This is a genomic window from Palleronia sp. (genome assembly GCF_042089775.1).
Taxonomy (GTDB): domain Bacteria; phylum Pseudomonadota; class Alphaproteobacteria; order Rhodobacterales; family Rhodobacteraceae; genus Palleronia.
This window is the reverse complement of record NZ_JBELKF010000002.1, coordinates 41,821-58,453: the sequence shown is the minus strand read 5'-3', so window position 1 is coordinate 58,453 and position 16,633 is coordinate 41,821. Positions and strand designations below refer to the sequence as shown.

At 67.3% G+C, this 16,633-nt stretch carries 15 protein-coding genes; 14 read left to right on the top strand and 1 reads right to left on the bottom strand.

The window, feature by feature from the left end:
• The first annotated feature begins 11 nt into the window (after nucleotides 1–11).
• The 3 genes from ACFDS3_RS01120 (at nucleotide 12) to ACFDS3_RS01110 (ending at nucleotide 2,298) form a co-directional block, all read left to right on the top strand.
• Nucleotides 12–644: a hypothetical protein gene (locus tag ACFDS3_RS01120; protein WP_375260487.1), complete on the top strand. Its 633-nt coding sequence runs from the start codon at nucleotides 12–14 to the stop codon at nucleotides 642–644.
• 101 nt (nucleotides 645–745) lie between these two features.
• Entirely contained in the window at nucleotides 746–1,270 is a 525-nt protein-coding gene (locus tag ACFDS3_RS01115) for a redoxin domain-containing protein (RefSeq protein WP_375260486.1), read from the top strand.
• 71 nt (nucleotides 1,271–1,341) lie between these two features.
• Nucleotides 1,342–2,298 (top strand): cation diffusion facilitator family transporter, encoded by a 957-nt coding sequence (locus tag ACFDS3_RS01110; protein WP_375260558.1) that lies wholly within the window; start codon nucleotides 1,342–1,344, stop codon nucleotides 2,296–2,298.
• On the opposite strand, the gene ACFDS3_RS01105 is transcribed toward ACFDS3_RS01110, so the two are convergent.
• Complete coding sequence (locus ACFDS3_RS01105; protein ID WP_375260485.1) at nucleotides 2,196–2,747, bottom strand: DUF1285 domain-containing protein; 552 nt, start codon at nucleotides 2,745–2,747, stop codon at nucleotides 2,196–2,198. The genes ACFDS3_RS01110 and ACFDS3_RS01105 overlap by 103 nt on opposite strands.
• 89 nt (nucleotides 2,748–2,836) lie before the next feature.
• Between ACFDS3_RS01105 and ACFDS3_RS01100 the strand changes: the two genes are divergently transcribed.
• From ACFDS3_RS01100 to ACFDS3_RS01050, 11 genes are all read left to right on the top strand, one after another.
• A complete protein-coding gene (locus tag ACFDS3_RS01100) occupies nucleotides 2,837–3,838 on the top strand; it encodes an AAA family ATPase (protein ID WP_375260484.1) in 1,002 nt (333 codons plus the stop codon).
• Nucleotides 3,835–4,710 carry a DUF58 domain-containing protein gene (locus tag ACFDS3_RS01095; RefSeq protein ID WP_375260483.1) on the top strand — a complete coding sequence of 292 codons (876 nt, stop codon included), beginning with the start codon at nucleotides 3,835–3,837 and terminating at the stop codon, nucleotides 4,708–4,710. The genes ACFDS3_RS01100 and ACFDS3_RS01095 overlap by 4 nt, the downstream gene beginning before the upstream one ends.
• Entirely contained in the window at nucleotides 4,710–7,478 is a 2,769-nt protein-coding gene (locus ACFDS3_RS01090; protein WP_375260482.1) for a DUF4159 domain-containing protein, read from the top strand. The genes ACFDS3_RS01095 and ACFDS3_RS01090 overlap by 1 nt, the downstream gene beginning before the upstream one ends.
• 134 nt (nucleotides 7,479–7,612) lie before the next feature.
• Nucleotides 7,613–9,667 (top strand): hypothetical protein, encoded by a 2,055-nt coding sequence (locus ACFDS3_RS01085; protein WP_375260481.1) that lies wholly within the window; start codon nucleotides 7,613–7,615, stop codon nucleotides 9,665–9,667.
• A 115-nt stretch (nucleotides 9,668–9,782) separates the two neighbouring features.
• On the top strand, nucleotides 9,783–10,151 hold the full coding sequence (gene secG, locus ACFDS3_RS01080; RefSeq protein WP_375260480.1) for a preprotein translocase subunit SecG: 369 nt from the start codon (nucleotides 9,783–9,785) through the stop codon (nucleotides 10,149–10,151).
• Nucleotides 10,152–10,262: 111 nt separating this feature from the next.
• Nucleotides 10,263–11,906 carry a CTP synthase gene (locus ACFDS3_RS01075; RefSeq protein WP_375260479.1) on the top strand — a complete coding sequence of 548 codons (1,644 nt, stop codon included), beginning with the start codon at nucleotides 10,263–10,265 and terminating at the stop codon, nucleotides 11,904–11,906.
• Between the two features lie 430 nt (nucleotides 11,907–12,336).
• On the top strand, nucleotides 12,337–12,570 hold the full coding sequence (locus ACFDS3_RS01070; protein WP_375260478.1) for a CsbD family protein: 234 nt from the start codon (nucleotides 12,337–12,339) through the stop codon (nucleotides 12,568–12,570).
• A 105-nt stretch (nucleotides 12,571–12,675) separates the two neighbouring features.
• Nucleotides 12,676–14,130, top strand: coding sequence for an FAD-dependent oxidoreductase (locus ACFDS3_RS01065; protein ID WP_375260477.1), 1,455 nt, complete (start codon nucleotides 12,676–12,678; stop codon nucleotides 14,128–14,130).
• A gap of 77 nt (nucleotides 14,131–14,207) precedes the next feature.
• Nucleotides 14,208–15,377 (top strand): FtsH protease activity modulator HflK, encoded by a 1,170-nt coding sequence (gene hflK / locus ACFDS3_RS01060; protein WP_375260476.1) that lies wholly within the window; start codon nucleotides 14,208–14,210, stop codon nucleotides 15,375–15,377.
• Entirely contained in the window at nucleotides 15,377–16,414 is a 1,038-nt protein-coding gene (gene hflC / locus ACFDS3_RS01055; protein ID WP_375260475.1) for a protease modulator HflC, read from the top strand. The genes hflK and hflC overlap by 1 nt, the downstream gene beginning before the upstream one ends.
• Nucleotides 16,414–16,608 carry a DUF2065 domain-containing protein gene (locus ACFDS3_RS01050; protein ID WP_375260474.1) on the top strand — a complete coding sequence of 65 codons (195 nt, stop codon included), beginning with the start codon at nucleotides 16,414–16,416 and terminating at the stop codon, nucleotides 16,606–16,608. Before hflC ends, ACFDS3_RS01050 begins: the two co-directional genes overlap by 1 nt.
• Nucleotides 16,609–16,633: the final 25 nt, after the last annotated feature.

The window sequence follows — 16,633 nt, the reverse complement described above, 5'->3', positions numbered from 1 at the left end:
AGGCGCTCACCGTGATCAGCAACATGATCATGACGATCATCTGGCTGGTCTATCTCAACCTCTTCTTCGTCAGCCACCGCCGGCAGAAGGCGCCGATGATCCTGATCAGCCGCGGGGCGGGGATCGGGCCCGAGGCACGGCTGTTCATCTCGAACATGGGGGCCGAGCCGATCTACGTCTCGGCCCTGATCGCTGACTGCTACACCGGCGACGAGGTGGCCACGGCCTTCATCACGCAAAACGACCACATCAGCGGCGAGGAACTGAGCTCTCCCGGCGCCGCGACGAACGAGGGGCCGCTGGGCTCCGGCGACTACATGGACGCCGGAAGTTTCGACAGCCTGATGAACAGGATCGAACGGCACTCGGACCATCCGCTGAAGGCCCGCGATGTGGACCGCGTCACGGTCACCGTCGTCGCCTCGACCGGATATTCGGCGCTCATTTCCGCGGCAAGCACGACCTACACGATCCTTCGCTCGGACGGTAACACGGTATTTCACCCCGAGCACATCTCGACCGTGCAGCACAGGGGCCTCAGGGCGAGACGGCGCGTCCGTCGCCGGCTTGAACAGCAGTCCGAGAGAGAGGTGAGCCTTGTCTCGGGAGACGAGGGCCGCGCCGCATCCGAGGCTGCCGCCTGAGGCAGAGGCCCGGTGGGCCAAGGCGCGGCATCCCGCCACGCCCGCGGAACGATGCGCCCGCCGCGACGCTGACTGGCCAACACGATCAAGAGGAAAAGACCATGCCGACGACTCCGACACCCGACGCTAAAGCACCCGACCTCAAGCTGTCGCTGATCATCGGGACGCAGTGGGACCTTGCCGATCAGAACCCCGGCGCGTTCACGCAGATCATCGTCTATCGCGGTCTGCATTGTCCGGTCTGCAAGCAGTACCTGTCGAAGATGCGCGAGCTTTACGAGCAGTTTCTCGAGAAGGGGGTGGAGACGATCCATGTCTCGATGGATAGCGAGGGCCGTGCGCGGCAGGCCCACGAAGACTGGCGCCTCGACCCGATCCCGATGGCCCACGGGCTGACCGAGGCGCAGGCGAAGGAGTGGGGCCTCTACCTCTCCGAGCCGATCCAGGAGAGCGAGAAGGGTGTCTTCGCCGAGCCTGCCGTGTTCTGGGTGCGACCAGATCAGCGGCTGTATCTGGCAAGCGTCTCGAACTCGCCCTTCGCGCGGCCCGACCTCGAAGAGCTGCTTGGCAAGGTCGATTTCATCAAGGAAAAGGACTATCCGGCGCGAGGTCGCAAGTCCGCCTGACGGCTTGCCGTGGGGCCTGTCGCGGCTAACATGCAGCGCCATACCCCACGATCACGGCCACTCCCACGTAGATCCCCGAGTCCGGCGACCGCCGCTTTGCCGCGGCCGTCGCGGTCAACCTGATCCTGACCGTCGCGCAATTCGTCGGCGGACTGCTGTCGGGCTCGCTCGCGCTGATCGTGGACGCGGTCCACAATCTCAGCGATGCGCTGTCCCTTGTCATCGCCTTCGCCGCGCGCCGGATCACACGCCGCCCGGCTGACGACACCATGACCTTCGGCTACGGCCGGGCCGAGGTGGTTGCGGCGCTTGTGAACCTGACCACGCTGATCGTCATCGGGTTGATGCTGGTCTATGAAGGGGTCCAGCGCCTGTTCGACCCGGTGCCGGTAGAGGGATGGATCGTCGTCATCCTCGCCGGCGTCGCAGTGGTCGTGGACCTGATCACGGTGCTTCTGACCGTGCGGATGGCGAACTCCTCGATGAACATCCGCGCGGCGTTCCTGCACAACCTTGCCGATGCGCTCGGGTCCGTGGCGGTGATCGTCGCGGGGACCCTGATCCTGCTCTACGACTGGCGGCTGGTGGACCCGCTCGTGACGCTGGGGATCGCCGCCTATATTCTGTGGCACGCGGGCAGCGAGTTGCGGCCGGTCATCCGGCTGCTCATACTCGCCGCACCTGCCGAGCCCGAGACCGAGCAGGTGCGCGCCGTCCTCGGCCGGATCGCCGGAGTCGAAGGCGTCCACCACGTCCACCTGTGGGAGATCGACGAACGGTGCCGGTCGAGGCGCATCTCGTCGTCGCCAATCCTGCCGACGGTCCCGAGGTCTGCCGCGCCGCGAAGGCCGCCCCGCAAGAGACGTTCGACATCGCCCACTCGACGCTCGAGGTCGAGACGCCCCGGACCGGCTGCGCCTGAGCGTCAGTCCGGCAGCTCGTCCGCGGGCACGATGGGAAAGAACACGCCGGCCGAGCGGACGCCGAACCAGTCGCCTTCGACCTCGCCCCTGTCGACCAGCCGATAAAAGCTCTTGCGGTCGATTCGCGCTTCCAGACCCCGCCGGACCATGACGTAGGGCGACGGCTCGCCGCTTTCGTCCCGCTCGACCCGGATGGGATGGTCGGCATCGGCGCTGACGCGGTCGCCGACATTGGTCGCGAAGGTCAACGTTCCGTCATCCTCCGTGAAGTCCACCGCGATGAAGGGCGCATCCTCGACCGTGATGCCGACCTTTTCGACCGGCGTGACGAGGAAATAGGCATCTCCCTCGCGTTTGAGGATGGTCGAAAACAGGCGCACCAGCCGGTGCCGCCCTATGGGCGTGCCCTCGTAGAACCACGTCCCGTCGCGCCGGATCTGCATGTCGATGTCACCGCAGAAGGGCGGGTCCCACTTCTCGACCGGCGGCAGGCCGCCCTTTGATGCGGCACGTGCGGCCTCGGCCAAGGCATTCGCGTCTGGCATCACGGCCATTTGTCTCAACCCCGCTTTTGTCATTTGTGCCCGCCGCGATACCTCTGCGATGGTGCGTGGAATGACCTAGTTGCCCAAGGAGCGATGTCATGGTGGACCCCATCCTGTACGAGATCGAGACGCTGGGCGACAAGCTTTCCCAGGCCCGTGCCTCGATCACCAAGCGATTCATCGGCCAGACCCGCGTGGTCGACCTGGTGCTGGCGACGCTGCTGTGCGGCGGGCATGGGCTGCTGATCGGTCTGCCCGGCCTCGGCAAGACGCGCCTGGTCGAAACGCTGTCGACCGTCATGGGCCTTGACGGCAAGCGCGTGCAGTTCACGCCCGACCTGATGCCCGCGGACATCCTGGGCTCGGAAGTGCTGGAAACCGGCGCCGACGGCAGCCGGGCGTTCAAGTTCATCCAGGGCCCGATCTTCACCCAGCTTCTGATGGCAGACGAGATCAACCGCGCCAGCCCCCGGACCCAGTCTGCCCTTCTGCAGGCGATGCAGGAGAAATCGGTGACCATCGCGGGCCAGGACCACGCGCTTGCCGCGCCCTTCCACGTCCTCGCCACCCAGAACCCGATCGAGCAGGAGGGGACCTATCCGCTACCCGAAGCGCAGCTTGACCGGTTCCTCGTGCAGATCGACGTGCCCTATCCCGACCGCGACACCGAGCGGGACATCCTGTTGGCGACCACCGGCTCGGCCGACGAAGCCGCCCACGCGGTATTCACCGATCACGATCTGATCGAGGCGCAGATGCTCCTTCGGCGGATGCCGGTGGGCGACGGCGTGACCGACGCGATCCTCGACCTGGTGCGCGCCTGCCGCCCCGAGGACCCGACGGCGCCCGATGTCGTGCGCACCCATGTCGGTTGGGGACCCGGCCCCCGCGCGGCGCAGGCGCTGATGCTGACAGCGCGCGCGCGCGCCCTCATCGACGGGCGGCTGGTGCCGAATGTCGAGGATGTGGCCGACATGGCCGAGCCGGTGCTGATCCACCGCATGGCCCTGACCTTTGCCGCGCGCGCCCGCGGCGAAAGCCTCGCCCGCGTGATTGCCGAAACGGTCGAACGCATGACGCAGGTGCGGTCGGTCGCGTGAGCGATCCCGTCGCCCTCCGCTCTCGCGCAGAGCATCTGGCCGCGCCGTTCCCGCCGCTGCTGGCCGGCGCGCGGCATCTGGCGGCGTCCGTCGTGCTGGGCTCGCACGGGCGCCGGCGGCCGGGGCAGGGCGATGAGTTCTGGCAGTATCGCCCGGCGGTCCAGGGAGACGAGGCGCGCAACATCGACTGGCGCCGCTCGGGCCGATCCGACGCGCATTTCATCCGCCAGATGGAATGGCAGGCCGCACAATCCGTGACGCTGTGGGTGGACCCTTCGGCGTCTATGCGCTTCGCCTCGTCGTCGAATATCCCCGAGAAGGGCGCGCGTGCGGCCGAACTGGGCCTTGCGCTTTCCATCCTGCTGAATCAGGCGGGCGAGCGGGTGGGCCTGATGGGCCACGACCTGCCCGCGCGGACGGGCGAAGTGCAGCTGATGCGCATGGCCGAGGCGCTGGACCGGGCCGAGCCGGGCGGCGAGTACGGCGCGCCCGAGGCGCGCGAGATGCCGTCGCGGTCGCGCGCGGTGTTCGTGTCGGACTTCCTCGGCGATCTCGGCCCCGCCCGCAAGGCGCTGACCGAGGCCGCCGATCGGGGCGTCTCGGGCGTGTTGATCCAGGTGCTCGACCCGCAGGAAGAGGCGTTCCCGTTCGACGGCCGCACGATCTTCGAGAGCATGGGCGGCACGATCCGGTATGAGACCCTGAAGGCCCGCGACCTGCGCGACCGCTACCTCGAGCGGCTGGCCGAGCGGAAGGCCGAGCTTGAGCACCTGTGCCGCACCACCGGCTGGCAATACAGCGTCCACCACACCGACCATTCGGCCAGTGGCATCCTGCTCTGGGCGTGGGCCGCGCTTGAGAGGGTCGTGTGATGTTGGTCCTCGGGCCCATCGGATTTACCGCGCCCTGGATACTGCTGGGACTGATCGTGCTGCCGATCCTGTGGATCCTGCTGCGCGCCGTCCCGCCCGCGCCGATCCGCCGGCGCTTTCCGGGGGTCGCGCTGCTGCTTGGCCTGCGGGACGAAGAGCACCAGGCCGACAAGACTCCGTGGTGGCTGCTTTTGCTGCGTTCGCTGACCATTGCCGCGCTGATTGCAGGGTTTGCAGGGCCGGTGCTGAACCCCGACCCGCGCGAGGCGGCCAGCGGACCGCTTCTGGTGCTGATGGACGGCACCTGGGCCGACGCCCGTGACTGGCCGCGCCGTATCGACCGGGTCGAACAGGCGCTCGACGAGGCCGTGCGAGAGGATCGTCCGATAGCCATCGTGGTGCTGACCGACCGCCCCGAGGGCGACCTGCCTTTCCGTGCGGCGCAGACGTGGAAGCCGCAGCTCGCAGGACTTGCGCCCTTGCCGTGGGCCCCTGAAGGCGCCGCGGACTGGGCGGCGGGGTTGGAGGGCTCGTTCGACACGATCTGGTTGTCGGACGGCTTGGCCTATGACTGGCGGGGCGACGTGCTCGAAGCGCTCGAGAGCCACGGCGCGGTCAGCGTGTTCCAAAGCCCGCGCCCGATCTATGGCCTGCGCCCCGCCACCTTCGAGGACGGTGCGATCGCCCTTTCCGTCACCCGCGCGCGGGCCGAGGGCGCTGCGACCGCGACAATCGCCGCCAGCGGCCTCGACCCGAACGGCATCGAGCGGCAGCTTGCCACAGCCGAGGTGAGCTTCGGCGATGACGCGACCGAGGCGGAACTGGCCCTGTCCCTTCCGCCCGAGCTGCGCAACCGCGTCAGCCGGTTCGAGATCGCAGGCATCCGCTCGGCCGGTGCCGTGACGCTGACCGATGATGCGCTGAAGCGGCGCGAGGTCGCGCTGATCGCCGGGCGCGATGACCGCGAAGAGCTCGAACTGCTGAACCCCACGCACTACCTCGAACGGGCGCTCGCGCCGGTGGCGGACCTTGTGGACGGGTCGCTGTCCGACGTCCTGCTGACCAATCCCGACGCCATCATCCTGGCCGACGTCGCCACGATCCCCGCCGGGCAGGCCGAGGACTTGCGCGCATGGGTCGAGGATGGCGGACTTCTCGTGCGTTTTGCCGGTCCGCGCGTGGCGGGGTCCGAGCTGTCGCGCGAGCGTGAGGACCCGCTGATGCCGGTGCGCCTGCGCGCCGGTGGCCGCTCGGTCGGCGGCGCGATGAGCTGGGGCGAACCCAAGACATTGCGGGCCTTCGACACGGCATCGCCCTTCGCGGGCCTGACGATCCCCGACGACGTGGCGGTGAACGCGCAGGTGCTGGCCCAGCCCGACCCGAGCCTGTCGGACCGTACGATCGCCTCGCTTGCGGACGGCACACCGCTTGTCACGCGCAAGCGGATCGGGGCGGGGCAGGTGGTGTTGTTTCATGTGACGGCGAACGCCGAATGGTCCAGCCTGCCGCTGTCGGGCCTCTTCGTGTCGATGCTCGAGCGGCTGGCCGTCTCGACCCGACCGGCGCTTCGCGAGGCTGAAGAACTGACCGGCACCACCTGGACCCTCGACCAGCGGGTCGATGCGTTCGGCGAAGTCGAAGAGGCCGACGCGCTGCCCGGCGTGCCGGGCGAGCGGCTGGCCGCGGGTGAGCCGGGCCCCGAGGCACCCCCCGGTCTCTATGCCGGCGAGGATCGCCGCATCGCGCTGAACGTCATCGGCCCCGACACCGTGCTTGCGCCCGCGACATGGCCGCGCCGCATCCCGGTCGAGGGGCTACAGACCAGCGAAGAACGCCCCCTCGGCGGTCTGCTGTTGTCCTTGGCCGTACTCCTCCTGGCGCTCGACGTGCTGGCGGCGCTGTGGCTTGCGGGGCGCCTGACGGGGCCGCGGGCGGCGGCGCTCGTCGCGACGCTGGCCCTCGTCCCGATCGGGAGCGAGGTTCGGGCGCAGGACGCGGGATACGATACGGACGAGAGCTTTGCCGTGGACGTGACCTCGGGCGTCACGCTCGCCCATGTCCTGACGGGCGACCCGGAGGTGGACCGCGTGGCCGCCGCAGGGCTCGAAGGGCTGGGTCAGACGCTGTTCCGCCGCACCTCGGTCGAGCCGGAGGAGCCGGTGGGCGTAAACCTCGAAGAGGACGAGCTGGCGCTTTTCCCGTTCCTCTACTGGCCCGTCGTCGAAGACATGGAACGGCCCTCGGACGAGGCCTATGCCAAGCTGAATGCCTACCTGCGCACCGGCGGCATGATCCTGTTCGACACGCGGGACGCCGACGTGGCGGGAAGCGGCGGCACCACGCCTGCGGCGCGCGCATTGCAAGAGCTGGCACGCCCGCTCGACATCCCGCCGCTCGAGCCGATTCCGGATGACCACGTCCTGACGCGGACCTTCTACCTGTTGCAGGACTTCCCCGGGCGGCACCGCGAGGGCACGCTCTGGGTCGAAGCCGCGCCGCCCGGCACCGAGACGGTCGAAGGCATGCCATTCCGCGATCTCAACGACAACGTGACGCCTGTGGTGATCGGCGGCAACGACTGGGCCGCGGCTTGGGCGGTGGACGATCAGGCGCGGCGCATGTTCCCGGTGGGTCGCGGATATGCCGGCGAGCAGCAGCGCGAGATCGCCCTGCGCTTCGGCGTGAACCTGATCATGCATGTGCTGACCGGCAACTACAAATCCGATCAGGTACACGTGCCCGCCCTGCTCGACCGGCTGGGAAATTGACCGGCCCGCGCACCGTGCAAGATGAAGGCCCGCGCATTGCGCGAGATGAAGGCCCGCGCGTTGCGCAAGATGAAGGCCCGCGCATTGCGCAAGATGAAGGCCCGCGCATTGCGCAAGATGAAGGATAGAGCGCCTTGACCGAGACCGTGATCTTCGACCCGCTCGTTCCCTGGGCGGTGATCGCCGTGCTGGCGGCGGTGGCGGTGCTGGTCGTCGGCCTCGCCCTGTGGCGGGGCTTGGGCGGCTGGTGGCTGCGCGGACTGGCGACTGTGGCGCTGCTGGCGGTGCTGTCGGGGCCGTCGCTGCAGAGCGAGGAACGCGCGCCGCTGACGGACATCGTGATCGCGGTGGTGGACGAGAGCGCGTCGCAGCGAATCTCTGACCGCGCGGCGCAGTCCAAGGCGGCGCTAGAGCGGCTCGAGGCCGAGGTCGCGGCGCTTGAAAACACCGAGCTGCGCGTGGTGCGCGTGGGCGACGGGCAGGATGACGAAGGCAGCCTTCTGATGACGGCCTTGGCCGAGGCCATGGCCGAGGAACCGCGGGCGCGGATCGCGGGGGCGGTCCTGATCTCGGACGGGCGGCTTCACGACATTGAGCAGGCGCCCGACCTTCCGGCGCCGCTGCACCTGTTGATGACGGGCCACGCAGAGGACTGGGACCGGCGGCTCGAGATCACGACGGCGCCCGCCTTCGGCATCCTGGGCGAAGAGGTTGCGCTGCGGCTGCGGGTCGAGGACCAGGGCGCCGTGCCCGCGGATCAGCAGGGGCCCGTCGAGTTGCAGATCGCCGTGGACGGGGGCGCGCCGCAGAGCTTCACCGTGCCAACGGGCGAAGAGCTGGAGCTGCCGGTGGTGCTGTCACATGCCGGCATGAACGTCATCCAGTTCAACGTGCCGGTCGCCGAGGGCGAGCTGACCGACCGCAACAACGCAGCGGTGGTGCAGATGAACGGGGTGCGCGACCGGCTGCGGGTGCTTCTGGTGTCGGGCGAGCCGCATCCGGGCGAGCGGACGTGGCGCAACCTGCTGAAGTCCGATTCCAGTGTCGACCTGGTGCACTTCACCATTCTCAGGCCACCCGAAAAACAGGACGGCGTGCCGGTGACCGAGCTGTCGTTGATCGCGTTTCCGACGCGCGAACTGTTCCTCGAGAAGATCGACGAGTTCGACCTCATCATCTTCGACCGCTATCAACTTCGAGGGATTCTCCCGGCGCTCTACCTCGATAACGTGCGGCAGTATGTCGAGAACGGTGGCGCGATCCTTGTCGCCGCCGGTCCGGATTTTGCGACCGCCGCGTCGCTTTATCGGTCGCCCCTGGGAGAGATCCTGCCCGCCGCGCCGACGTCGCGGGTCTTGGAGCAGGCCTACCTGCCGCAACTCACCGATGCCGGACGCCGCCACCCGGTGACGCAAGGTCTTGGCGGGGGCGGCGAGGAACCCGACTGGGGGCGCTGGCTGCGCCAGATCGAGCTGGAGCCCTTGTCCGGCACCGTGGTGATGACCGGGATCGGCGATAGCCCTCTTCTGGTGCTCGACCGGGTGGGCGAGGGGCGCGTGGCGCTTCTGGGGTCGGATCACGCTTGGCTCTGGTCCCGCGGGTTCGAAGGCGGCGGACCACAACTCGACTTGCTACGGCGCGTGGCGCACTGGTCGATGAAAGAGCCTGAACTGGAAGAAGAGGCGCTGGCTGCCACCGCCGACGGGCAGACCATGACCATCACCCGCCGCACGCTCGAGGATGAGGCCGGCCCGGTCGAGATCGAGGGACCGGCGGGCGAGACGGTCAGGCTTGAGATGGAAGAGGTCGCGCCGGGACGGTTCCAGGCTGTCTATCAAGGCCCGGAGATCGGTCTCTATCGTTTGCGGCAGGGGGAAGAGGAGGCGGTGATCGCGCTCGGCCCCCAATCGCCCCGCGAGTTCGCCGAGACGGTCGCCAGCGGCGAGGCTCTGGAGCCAGTGATCGACGCGACGCAGGGCGGCATTCGCACCATCGAGGACGGCGTGCCCGACCTGCGTCAGGTGCGCGAGGGGCGGCCGGCCGCCGGGCGCGGGTGGATCGGGATCACGCCGCGCGGCGCCTACCTGACCGCCGATGTTACCGCGGTGCCGCTTCTGCCCGCATGGCTGTGGCTGCTGGTCGCGGGCCTGCTCGCTATCGGAGCATGGCTGCGCGAAGGGCGGCGGTAGGCGCGCAAGCCGCTCTCGAATACGTGGCGTGCGGGCCGCGGGGAGATACGGCGGGTTGCGTGTCTCGCGGGTTGCCCATAGATGGGGGCGGTCACGCGAGACGGGATGCCGCTTCATGGAAAATATCGTCCTCACCATCCACCTGATCCTGGCCCTGTGCCTGATCGGTGTCGTGCTGCTTCAGCGCTCGGAAGGCGGTGGGCTTGGCATGGGCGGCGGAGGCGGCACCATGTCGGCACGCGGGGCGGCGACCGCCCTCGGCAAGATGACCTGGGGCCTGGCCGCCGCGTTCATCTGCACCTCGATCTGGCTGACGGTCATCGCCGCGCAGAACACGTCCGACAGCTCGGTCCTGGACCGGCTTGGCGTGCAGGGCGCCCCGGTGCAGGAAGGCGACCAATCGCCCAGCGTGCCGGAATTGGGCGGCGACCTTCTGCCGCCGACGGCCGTGCCGGACGCCACGCTGCCGCCCCGGGCGGAGTAAGGCGGGGGAGCGCGCCGGTTGCGGGCGGCGCGCGAATGCCCTAGGCACCAAATCCCGTGAGGGGCCCAGACGGGCCGTTCGGATTCCTTCGACATCACGGGGAGCTCCCGCATGGCGCGTTACGTTTTCATCACTGGCGGCGTGGTTTCGTCCCTTGGAAAAGGGCTGGCCTCGGCCGCACTCGGGGCGCTTTTGCAGGCCCGCGGCTTCAGCGTCCGGCTGCGCAAGCTCGACCCCTACCTGAATGTCGATCCCGGCACGATGAGCCCGTTCGAGCATGGCGAGGTCTTCGTCACCGATGACGGCGCCGAAACCGACCTGGACCTCGGCCATTACGAGCGGTTCACGGGCGTCGCGGCGCGATCCACGGATTCGGTATCATCGGGGCGGATCTATTCTTCGGTGCTCGAGAAGGAGCGGCGTGGCGACTACCTCGGCAAGACGATCCAGGTGATTCCGCACGTCACCAACGAGATCAAGGATTTCCTGACCATCGGCGCCGACGAGGTGGATTTCCAACTGTGCGAGATCGGCGGCACCGTCGGCGACATCGAGGGCCTGCCTTTCTTCGAGGCGATCCGCCAGTTCGCGCAGGAGCGGCCGCGGGGGCAGTGCATCTTCATGCACCTGACCCTGCTGCCCTGGATCGCGGCGAGCGGCGAGTTGAAGACCAAGCCCACGCAGCACAGCGTGAAGGAGCTGCGCTCCATCGGGATCGCGCCGGACGTGCTGGTCTGCCGGTCCGAGCGGCCGATCCCCGAGAAGGAGCGCGAGAAGCTCGCCCTGTTCTGCAACGTGCGCCCCGACAGCGTGATCGCGGCCTATGACCTGAAATCGATCTACGAGGCGCCCTTGGCCTATCACCGCGAGGGGCTCGACCAGGCGGTGCTGGATGCGTTCGGGATCAGCCCCGCGCCGAAGCCGACCCTCGATCGCTGGCACGACGTGGCGGACCGGGTGTTCAATCCCGAGGGCGAGGTCAAGATCGCCATCGTAGGCAAGTACACGCAGCTTGAGGACGCCTACAAATCCATCGCCGAGGCGCTGACGCATGGCGGCATGGCGAACCGGGTGAAGGTCAAGATCGAATGGGTCGATGCCGAAATCTTCGATCGTGAAGATCCGGCGCCTCATCTCGAACCCTACGATGCCATCCTCGTTCCCGGCGGGTTTGGCGAGCGTGGAACCGAGGGCAAGATCAAGGCGGCGCAATTCGCCCGGGAGCACAAGATTCCCTATCTCGGGATTTGCCTGGGCATGCAGATGGCCGTGGTCGAGGCCGCCCGGAATCTTGCGGGACTCGAGAATGCGGGAAGCCAGGAGTTCGACCACGAGGCGGGCGCAGAGCGGTTCGAACCCGTGATCTTCCACCTAAAGGAGTGGATCAAGGACAACCAGACCATCGCCCGCGACGTGCTGGACCAGAAGGGCGGCACGATGCGCCTCGGAGCCTACACGGCGCACCTCAAGGAAGGTTCCAAGGTCGCCGAGGTCTATGGAAGCCACCGCATCGAAGAGCGGCATCGCCACCGCTACGAGGTGGACATCAAGTATCGGGAAGCGCTGGAAGCGCAGGGGCTTTGCTTCTCCGGCATGTCGCCGGATGGACGTCTGCCCGAGATCGTCGAGGTCGCGGATCACCCCTGGTTCATCGGCGTGCAGTTCCACCCCGAGCTGAAGTCCAAGCCGTTCGCACCGCACCCGCTCTTCGCCGACTTCGTGCGCGCGGCAAAGAAAGTGTCGCGCCTCGTTTGACGGCAGAATCGTCAAAGCTACATATTAATAACAATTGCATCGGTACCCGCAGGGCGCGTATTATCAACCTTGGCGGAAGTCCCCGTCGTGCGGCCCGATTATTAGATGCCAAGTGCCGCTTCCGACGTATTGTCTTCGGGAGACCATTGTGACGGCGAGAGTTTTCAGGTGCCCATATTGCAGCCATCGCCTGCGCTTGGGGGCGCAGTCTTGCGGTGCTTGCGCAATGCCGACACCTTCGCGAAACAGGCGCGTTTTTCTCGCATTCGCGTCGCTGGGCGGTGCGGTAGTTCTGGCCGCGGGCGTTTTTCTGGCCGCGGGCGCGATGAGCACCCGGATACTGCCTTTCGTGACGACCCTGCCGGCAGGAACGCTTGGGGCGCCCGGCTGTTGTGTAGTCACGAGCTAGCAACGCGTAAGGGGTGTTCCGATGAACGAGAACAAGACGGACGGCAAGGCAGAAGAGATCAAGGGGCGGGTCAAGGAAGCGACCGGCGACCTCTCGGGCAATGACGAGATGAAGCGCGAGGGTCAGAAGGATCAGGCCAAGGGCAACGTCCGGCAAGCCGCCGGCGAGGTCGAAGAGACGGCAAAATCCGCGGCCGGTTCGCTCAAGAGCGACACGCATGGCGGATCTGGCGACAAGCCCCGCGAGGATCGCTGAGTCTCAACCATTATCCAGATGAATGACGGGCGCCCGGTCGGCGCCCGTTTTTCTTGTGCGTGAGCTCTGCTATCTCTGCGCACGCGCGACCGTGGAGAGAATGAAATGAGCGAATTCGACTACGACCTTTTCGTGATCGGCGGCGGATCGGGCGGCGTGCGCGCCGCGCGCACCGCCGCGGCGACCGGCGCGCGGGTCGCCATGGCCGAGGAAAGCCGGATGGGCGGTACTTGTGTCATCCGGGGCTGCGTCCCCAAGAAGCTGATGGTGTTCGCCTCGACCTTCCCGCAGGAGGTCGAGAACGCTGCCAGATACGGCTGGGACGCGCAGATCGGCGCCTTTGACTGGCAAGCCTTCCGCACGCGCCTGCACGCCGAACTGGACCGGCTCGAGGGGGTCTACCGCACGATGCTCGGCAAGTCGGGGGTCGAGACCTTCGACACCCGTGCCCGCCTCGCGGGACCGCACGAGGTCGAGCTGGCCGATGGCACGATCAAGAGCGCCAGGCACATCCTCATCGCCGTTGGCGGCCGCCCCGTGCGCCCGCCTTATGCGAGTGGCAGGATCGGCCTTGTCTCGGACGACATGTTCGACCTCGACACGCTGCCGAAATCGCTGCTCATCGTCGGTGGCGGCTATATCGGCTGCGAGTTCGCCTGCATGATGGCGGGCCTGGGCGTGAACGTGACGATGTACCTGCGCGGCGGACAGATCCTCAACGGCTTCGACGAAGAATGCCGCGGGCTCGTCGCCGAGATGATGCGCGGGCGCGGGATCGACATCCATACCGGCACCTCGGTCGTGAACATGGACCGCGCGGATACCGAGCACACCCCCACCGGCGGCGTTTCGGACGCGGCCATGGGGGCGCCGGTCGGCGAAGAAACGACCGATCCGGCCGAGACGCCGGACCGTGGGAAACACGGTCCGATTTGGGTGAAGGCCACGAACGGGCGCGAAGAGGTGTTCGACCAGGTGCTGTTCGCCACCGGTCGCGCCCCCAACACCGAAGGAATGGGCTTGGCCGAGATCGGGGTGGAGCTTGGCCGGCGGGGCGAGATCGTCGTCGACCGCTACAGCCAGACCAGCGTCCCCTCGATCTATGCTATCGGAGACGTGACCGACCGTGTGCAGCTGACGCCGGTGGCAATTCGCGAGGCGATGGCCTTTACCCGCACCGTGTTTCAGGGGCAGGACTGCCCCGTGGATCACGAGCTGATCCCTTCGGCCGTTTTCACCCAGCCCGAGCTGGGCTCGGTCGGCATGACCGAGGAGCAGGCCCGGGCGACGCACGAGATCGAAGTCTACGCGACCTCGTTCCGGGCCATGAAAACCGCGTTCGTCGAGTGCCCGGACCGCACAATGTTCAAGCTGATCGTGGACAAGGAAACGCGGGTGGTCCTGGGCGCACACATCGTATCCGAAGGGGCGGGCGAGTGGATCCAGCTGGTCGGCATCGCGGTGAAGAACGGACTGACGAAAGAGCAATTCGACGCCACCTGTGCGGTGCATCCCACGGCCACCGAGGAACTCGTCACCATGTCGCAGCCGCGCGCTTGAGCTTGAACAGGTTTCCCTTCATGCGCATCTAGACCACGTTACACGGGACATCTTAAACGCAAGGGGACTCACCGAACATGGCGAGCAACAATGGCGGCCCCTGGGGCGGTTCTGGCAACAGGGGCAGCGGCGGCGGTGGCGGAGACCGTCGCCCCCCTGGCCAGCGACCTGGTCCGGGCGGCAACGGGCAAGTGCCCGACATCGACCAGATCATGAAGAAGGGACAGGAGCAGCTGCGCGTCCTGATGGGCGGCAAGGGCGGCACCGGCAATGGCGGCGGTGGCGGCACCGGCGGCCCGAGCTTCGGGCGCGGCACGTGGATTCTGGCCGGGCTCGTCCTCGTGGGTCTGTGGCTTTTCGCCAGCTTCTACACGGTGCGTCCCGAAGAGCAGTCGGTCGAACTGTTCCTGGGCGACTACTCGTCGACCGGGCAGCCGGGCCTGAACTTCGCGCCGTGGCCCGTCGTCACCGCCGAAGTGCTTCCGGTTTCGAACGAACAGACCGAAGAGCTGGGCGTCGGCCGCGGCACGAATGCCGACGACGGTCTGATGCTGACGACCGACGAGAACATCGTGGATATCGACTTCGAGGTCGTCTGGAACATCAGCGATCCGGCCCAGTTCCTGTTCAATCTCGCCGAACCGGTCGAGACCATCCGCTCGGTCTCGGAATCGGCAATGCGTGAGGTTATCGCCCAGTCCGAACTGGCGCCGATCCTGAACCGTGACCGGGGCCTTGTCGCCCAGACGGTGGAAGACCTGATCCAGAGCACGCTCGACAGCTATAATAGCGGCGTGAACATCATTCGTCTGAACCTCGACAAGGCGGACCCGCCCGCCGAGGTGATCGACGCCTTCCGCGACGTGCAGGCCGCCGAGCAGGAGCGCGACCGGCTGCAGCGTCAGGCCGACGCCTATGCGAACCGCGTGTTGGCCGGCGCCCGGGGTGAGGCAGCGCAGATCCTCGAAGAGGCCGAAGCCTACCGCGCCCAGGTCGTCAACGAGGCCCGCGGTGAAGCCTCGCGCTTTTCGGCGGTGCTGGGCGAGTACCAGCGCGCGCCCGAAGTAACCCGGAAGCGCCTGTACCTCGAGACGATGGAGAACGTCCTTGGCCGCGTGGACAAGGTCATCCTCGACGAGCAGGAAGGCGCCGGTGGCCAGGGTGTCGTGCCTTACCTGCCGATCAATGAATTGGGCCGGAATCGCACCGCCGCCCAGACGACCCAGACCAACGGAGGGGCGAACTGATGCGGAAGGCATATATCTTCCTCGGGATTACGATCGTCGCGATCTTTATCATCCTGTCGTCCATCTTCGTGGTGGACGAGCGCGAGAAGGCCCTCGTCCTGCAGTTCGGCCAGATCAAGGCCGTCAAGGAAGAGCCGGGCCTGTCCTTCAAGGTGCCGATCATCCAGGAGGTCGTGACCTATGACGACCGTATCCTGTCGCTCGACACCGATCCGATCGAAGTGACGCCCTCGGACGACCGCCGCCTGATCGTGGACGCCTTCGCGCGCTACCGGATCGAGAATGTCGAGCAGTTCCGCCGTGCCGTTGGCGTCGGGGGCCTGCGCTCGGCCGAGGAACGGCTGGGCCGGATCCTGATTGCGCAGACCCGCGAAGTGCTGGGTTCGGCCGGGGTGACCTCGAACACCATCCTGTCCGAAGACCGCTCGGTCCTGATGGAACGGATCACCACGCAGGCTCGTGCGGAATCCGGGGATCTGGGGATCGAGATCATCGACGTACGCCTCAAGCAGACGGCGTTGCCGCAGCAGAACCTTGCCGCGACCTTCGACCGGATGCGCGCCGAGCGTGAGCGCGAGGCGACGGACGAGCGCGCTCGCGGTGAAGAGGCCGCACAGCGCGTCCGCGCCCAGGCGGACCGGACGCGGGTCGAACTGGTGTCGGATGCCGAGCGTGAGGCCGAGATTGCCCGAGGCGAGGCCGACGCCGAGCGGAACCGTGTCTTTGCGGACGCCTTCGGCGCGGATCCGGAATTCTTCGAGTTCTACCGCTCGCTCACAGCCTACGAGCGCGCGCTGCGCGAGGGCAACTCGACACTGATCCTGTCGCCTGACAGCGAGTTCTTCAACTACCTCAAGGCCTCCAACCCCGAGGGTGGAGTTTCTTCGGAGGACAGTTCAGGAACGAATGGCGGTGGCGCTGCGGCGACCATCCCGAGTGGCGAGGAAAGCGCTGCGGACGAGGGAGACGATACCGCGCCCGAGGTCGTGCTGAACGGCACCGAGGCCGACGGCGAGGCGGCGGCTCAGACCAACTGATGGGCACACTCCTACTGGTGCTGGGCGGCGTTGCCGTGCTGGAGGGTCTCGTCCTGGCCCTCCTCCCGCACCGGATCGAAGACATCCTGAACCAGCTCAGGACCTTTCCCATCGAGGCTCGCCGTCTGGCGGGCCTCATTGCCATGGTGGCCGGCGTCGCGCTTGTCGCCCTGGCTCACAGCGTTGGTGTCTGACTGTCCAGATTACATTGTTTCACGT

Bases quoted from the DNA above. Each gene is read 5' to 3' on its own strand.
- ACFDS3_RS01115 (WP_375260486.1), top strand. From the start codon at position 746: ATGCCGACGACTCCGACACCCGACGCTAAAGCACCCGACCTCAAGCTG.
- ACFDS3_RS01105 (WP_375260485.1), bottom strand. From the start codon at position 2,747: ATGGCCGTGATGCCAGACGCGAATGCCTTGGCCGAGGCCGCACGTGCC.
- ACFDS3_RS01100 (WP_375260484.1), top strand. From the start codon at position 2,837: ATGGTGGACCCCATCCTGTACGAGATCGAGACGCTGGGCGACAAGCTT.
- ACFDS3_RS01090 (WP_375260482.1), top strand. From the start codon at position 4,710: ATGTTGGTCCTCGGGCCCATCGGATTTACCGCGCCCTGGATACTGCTG.
- secG (WP_375260480.1), top strand. From the start codon at position 9,783: ATGGAAAATATCGTCCTCACCATCCACCTGATCCTGGCCCTGTGCCTG.
- ACFDS3_RS01075 (WP_375260479.1), top strand. From the start codon at position 10,263: ATGGCGCGTTACGTTTTCATCACTGGCGGCGTGGTTTCGTCCCTTGGA.
- ACFDS3_RS01070 (WP_375260478.1), top strand. From the start codon at position 12,337: ATGAACGAGAACAAGACGGACGGCAAGGCAGAAGAGATCAAGGGGCGG.
- ACFDS3_RS01065 (WP_375260477.1), top strand. From the start codon at position 12,676: ATGAGCGAATTCGACTACGACCTTTTCGTGATCGGCGGCGGATCGGGC.
- hflK (WP_375260476.1), top strand. From the start codon at position 14,208: ATGGCGAGCAACAATGGCGGCCCCTGGGGCGGTTCTGGCAACAGGGGC.
- hflC (WP_375260475.1), top strand. From the start codon at position 15,377: ATGCGGAAGGCATATATCTTCCTCGGGATTACGATCGTCGCGATCTTT.
- ACFDS3_RS01050 (WP_375260474.1), top strand. From the start codon at position 16,414: ATGGGCACACTCCTACTGGTGCTGGGCGGCGTTGCCGTGCTGGAGGGT.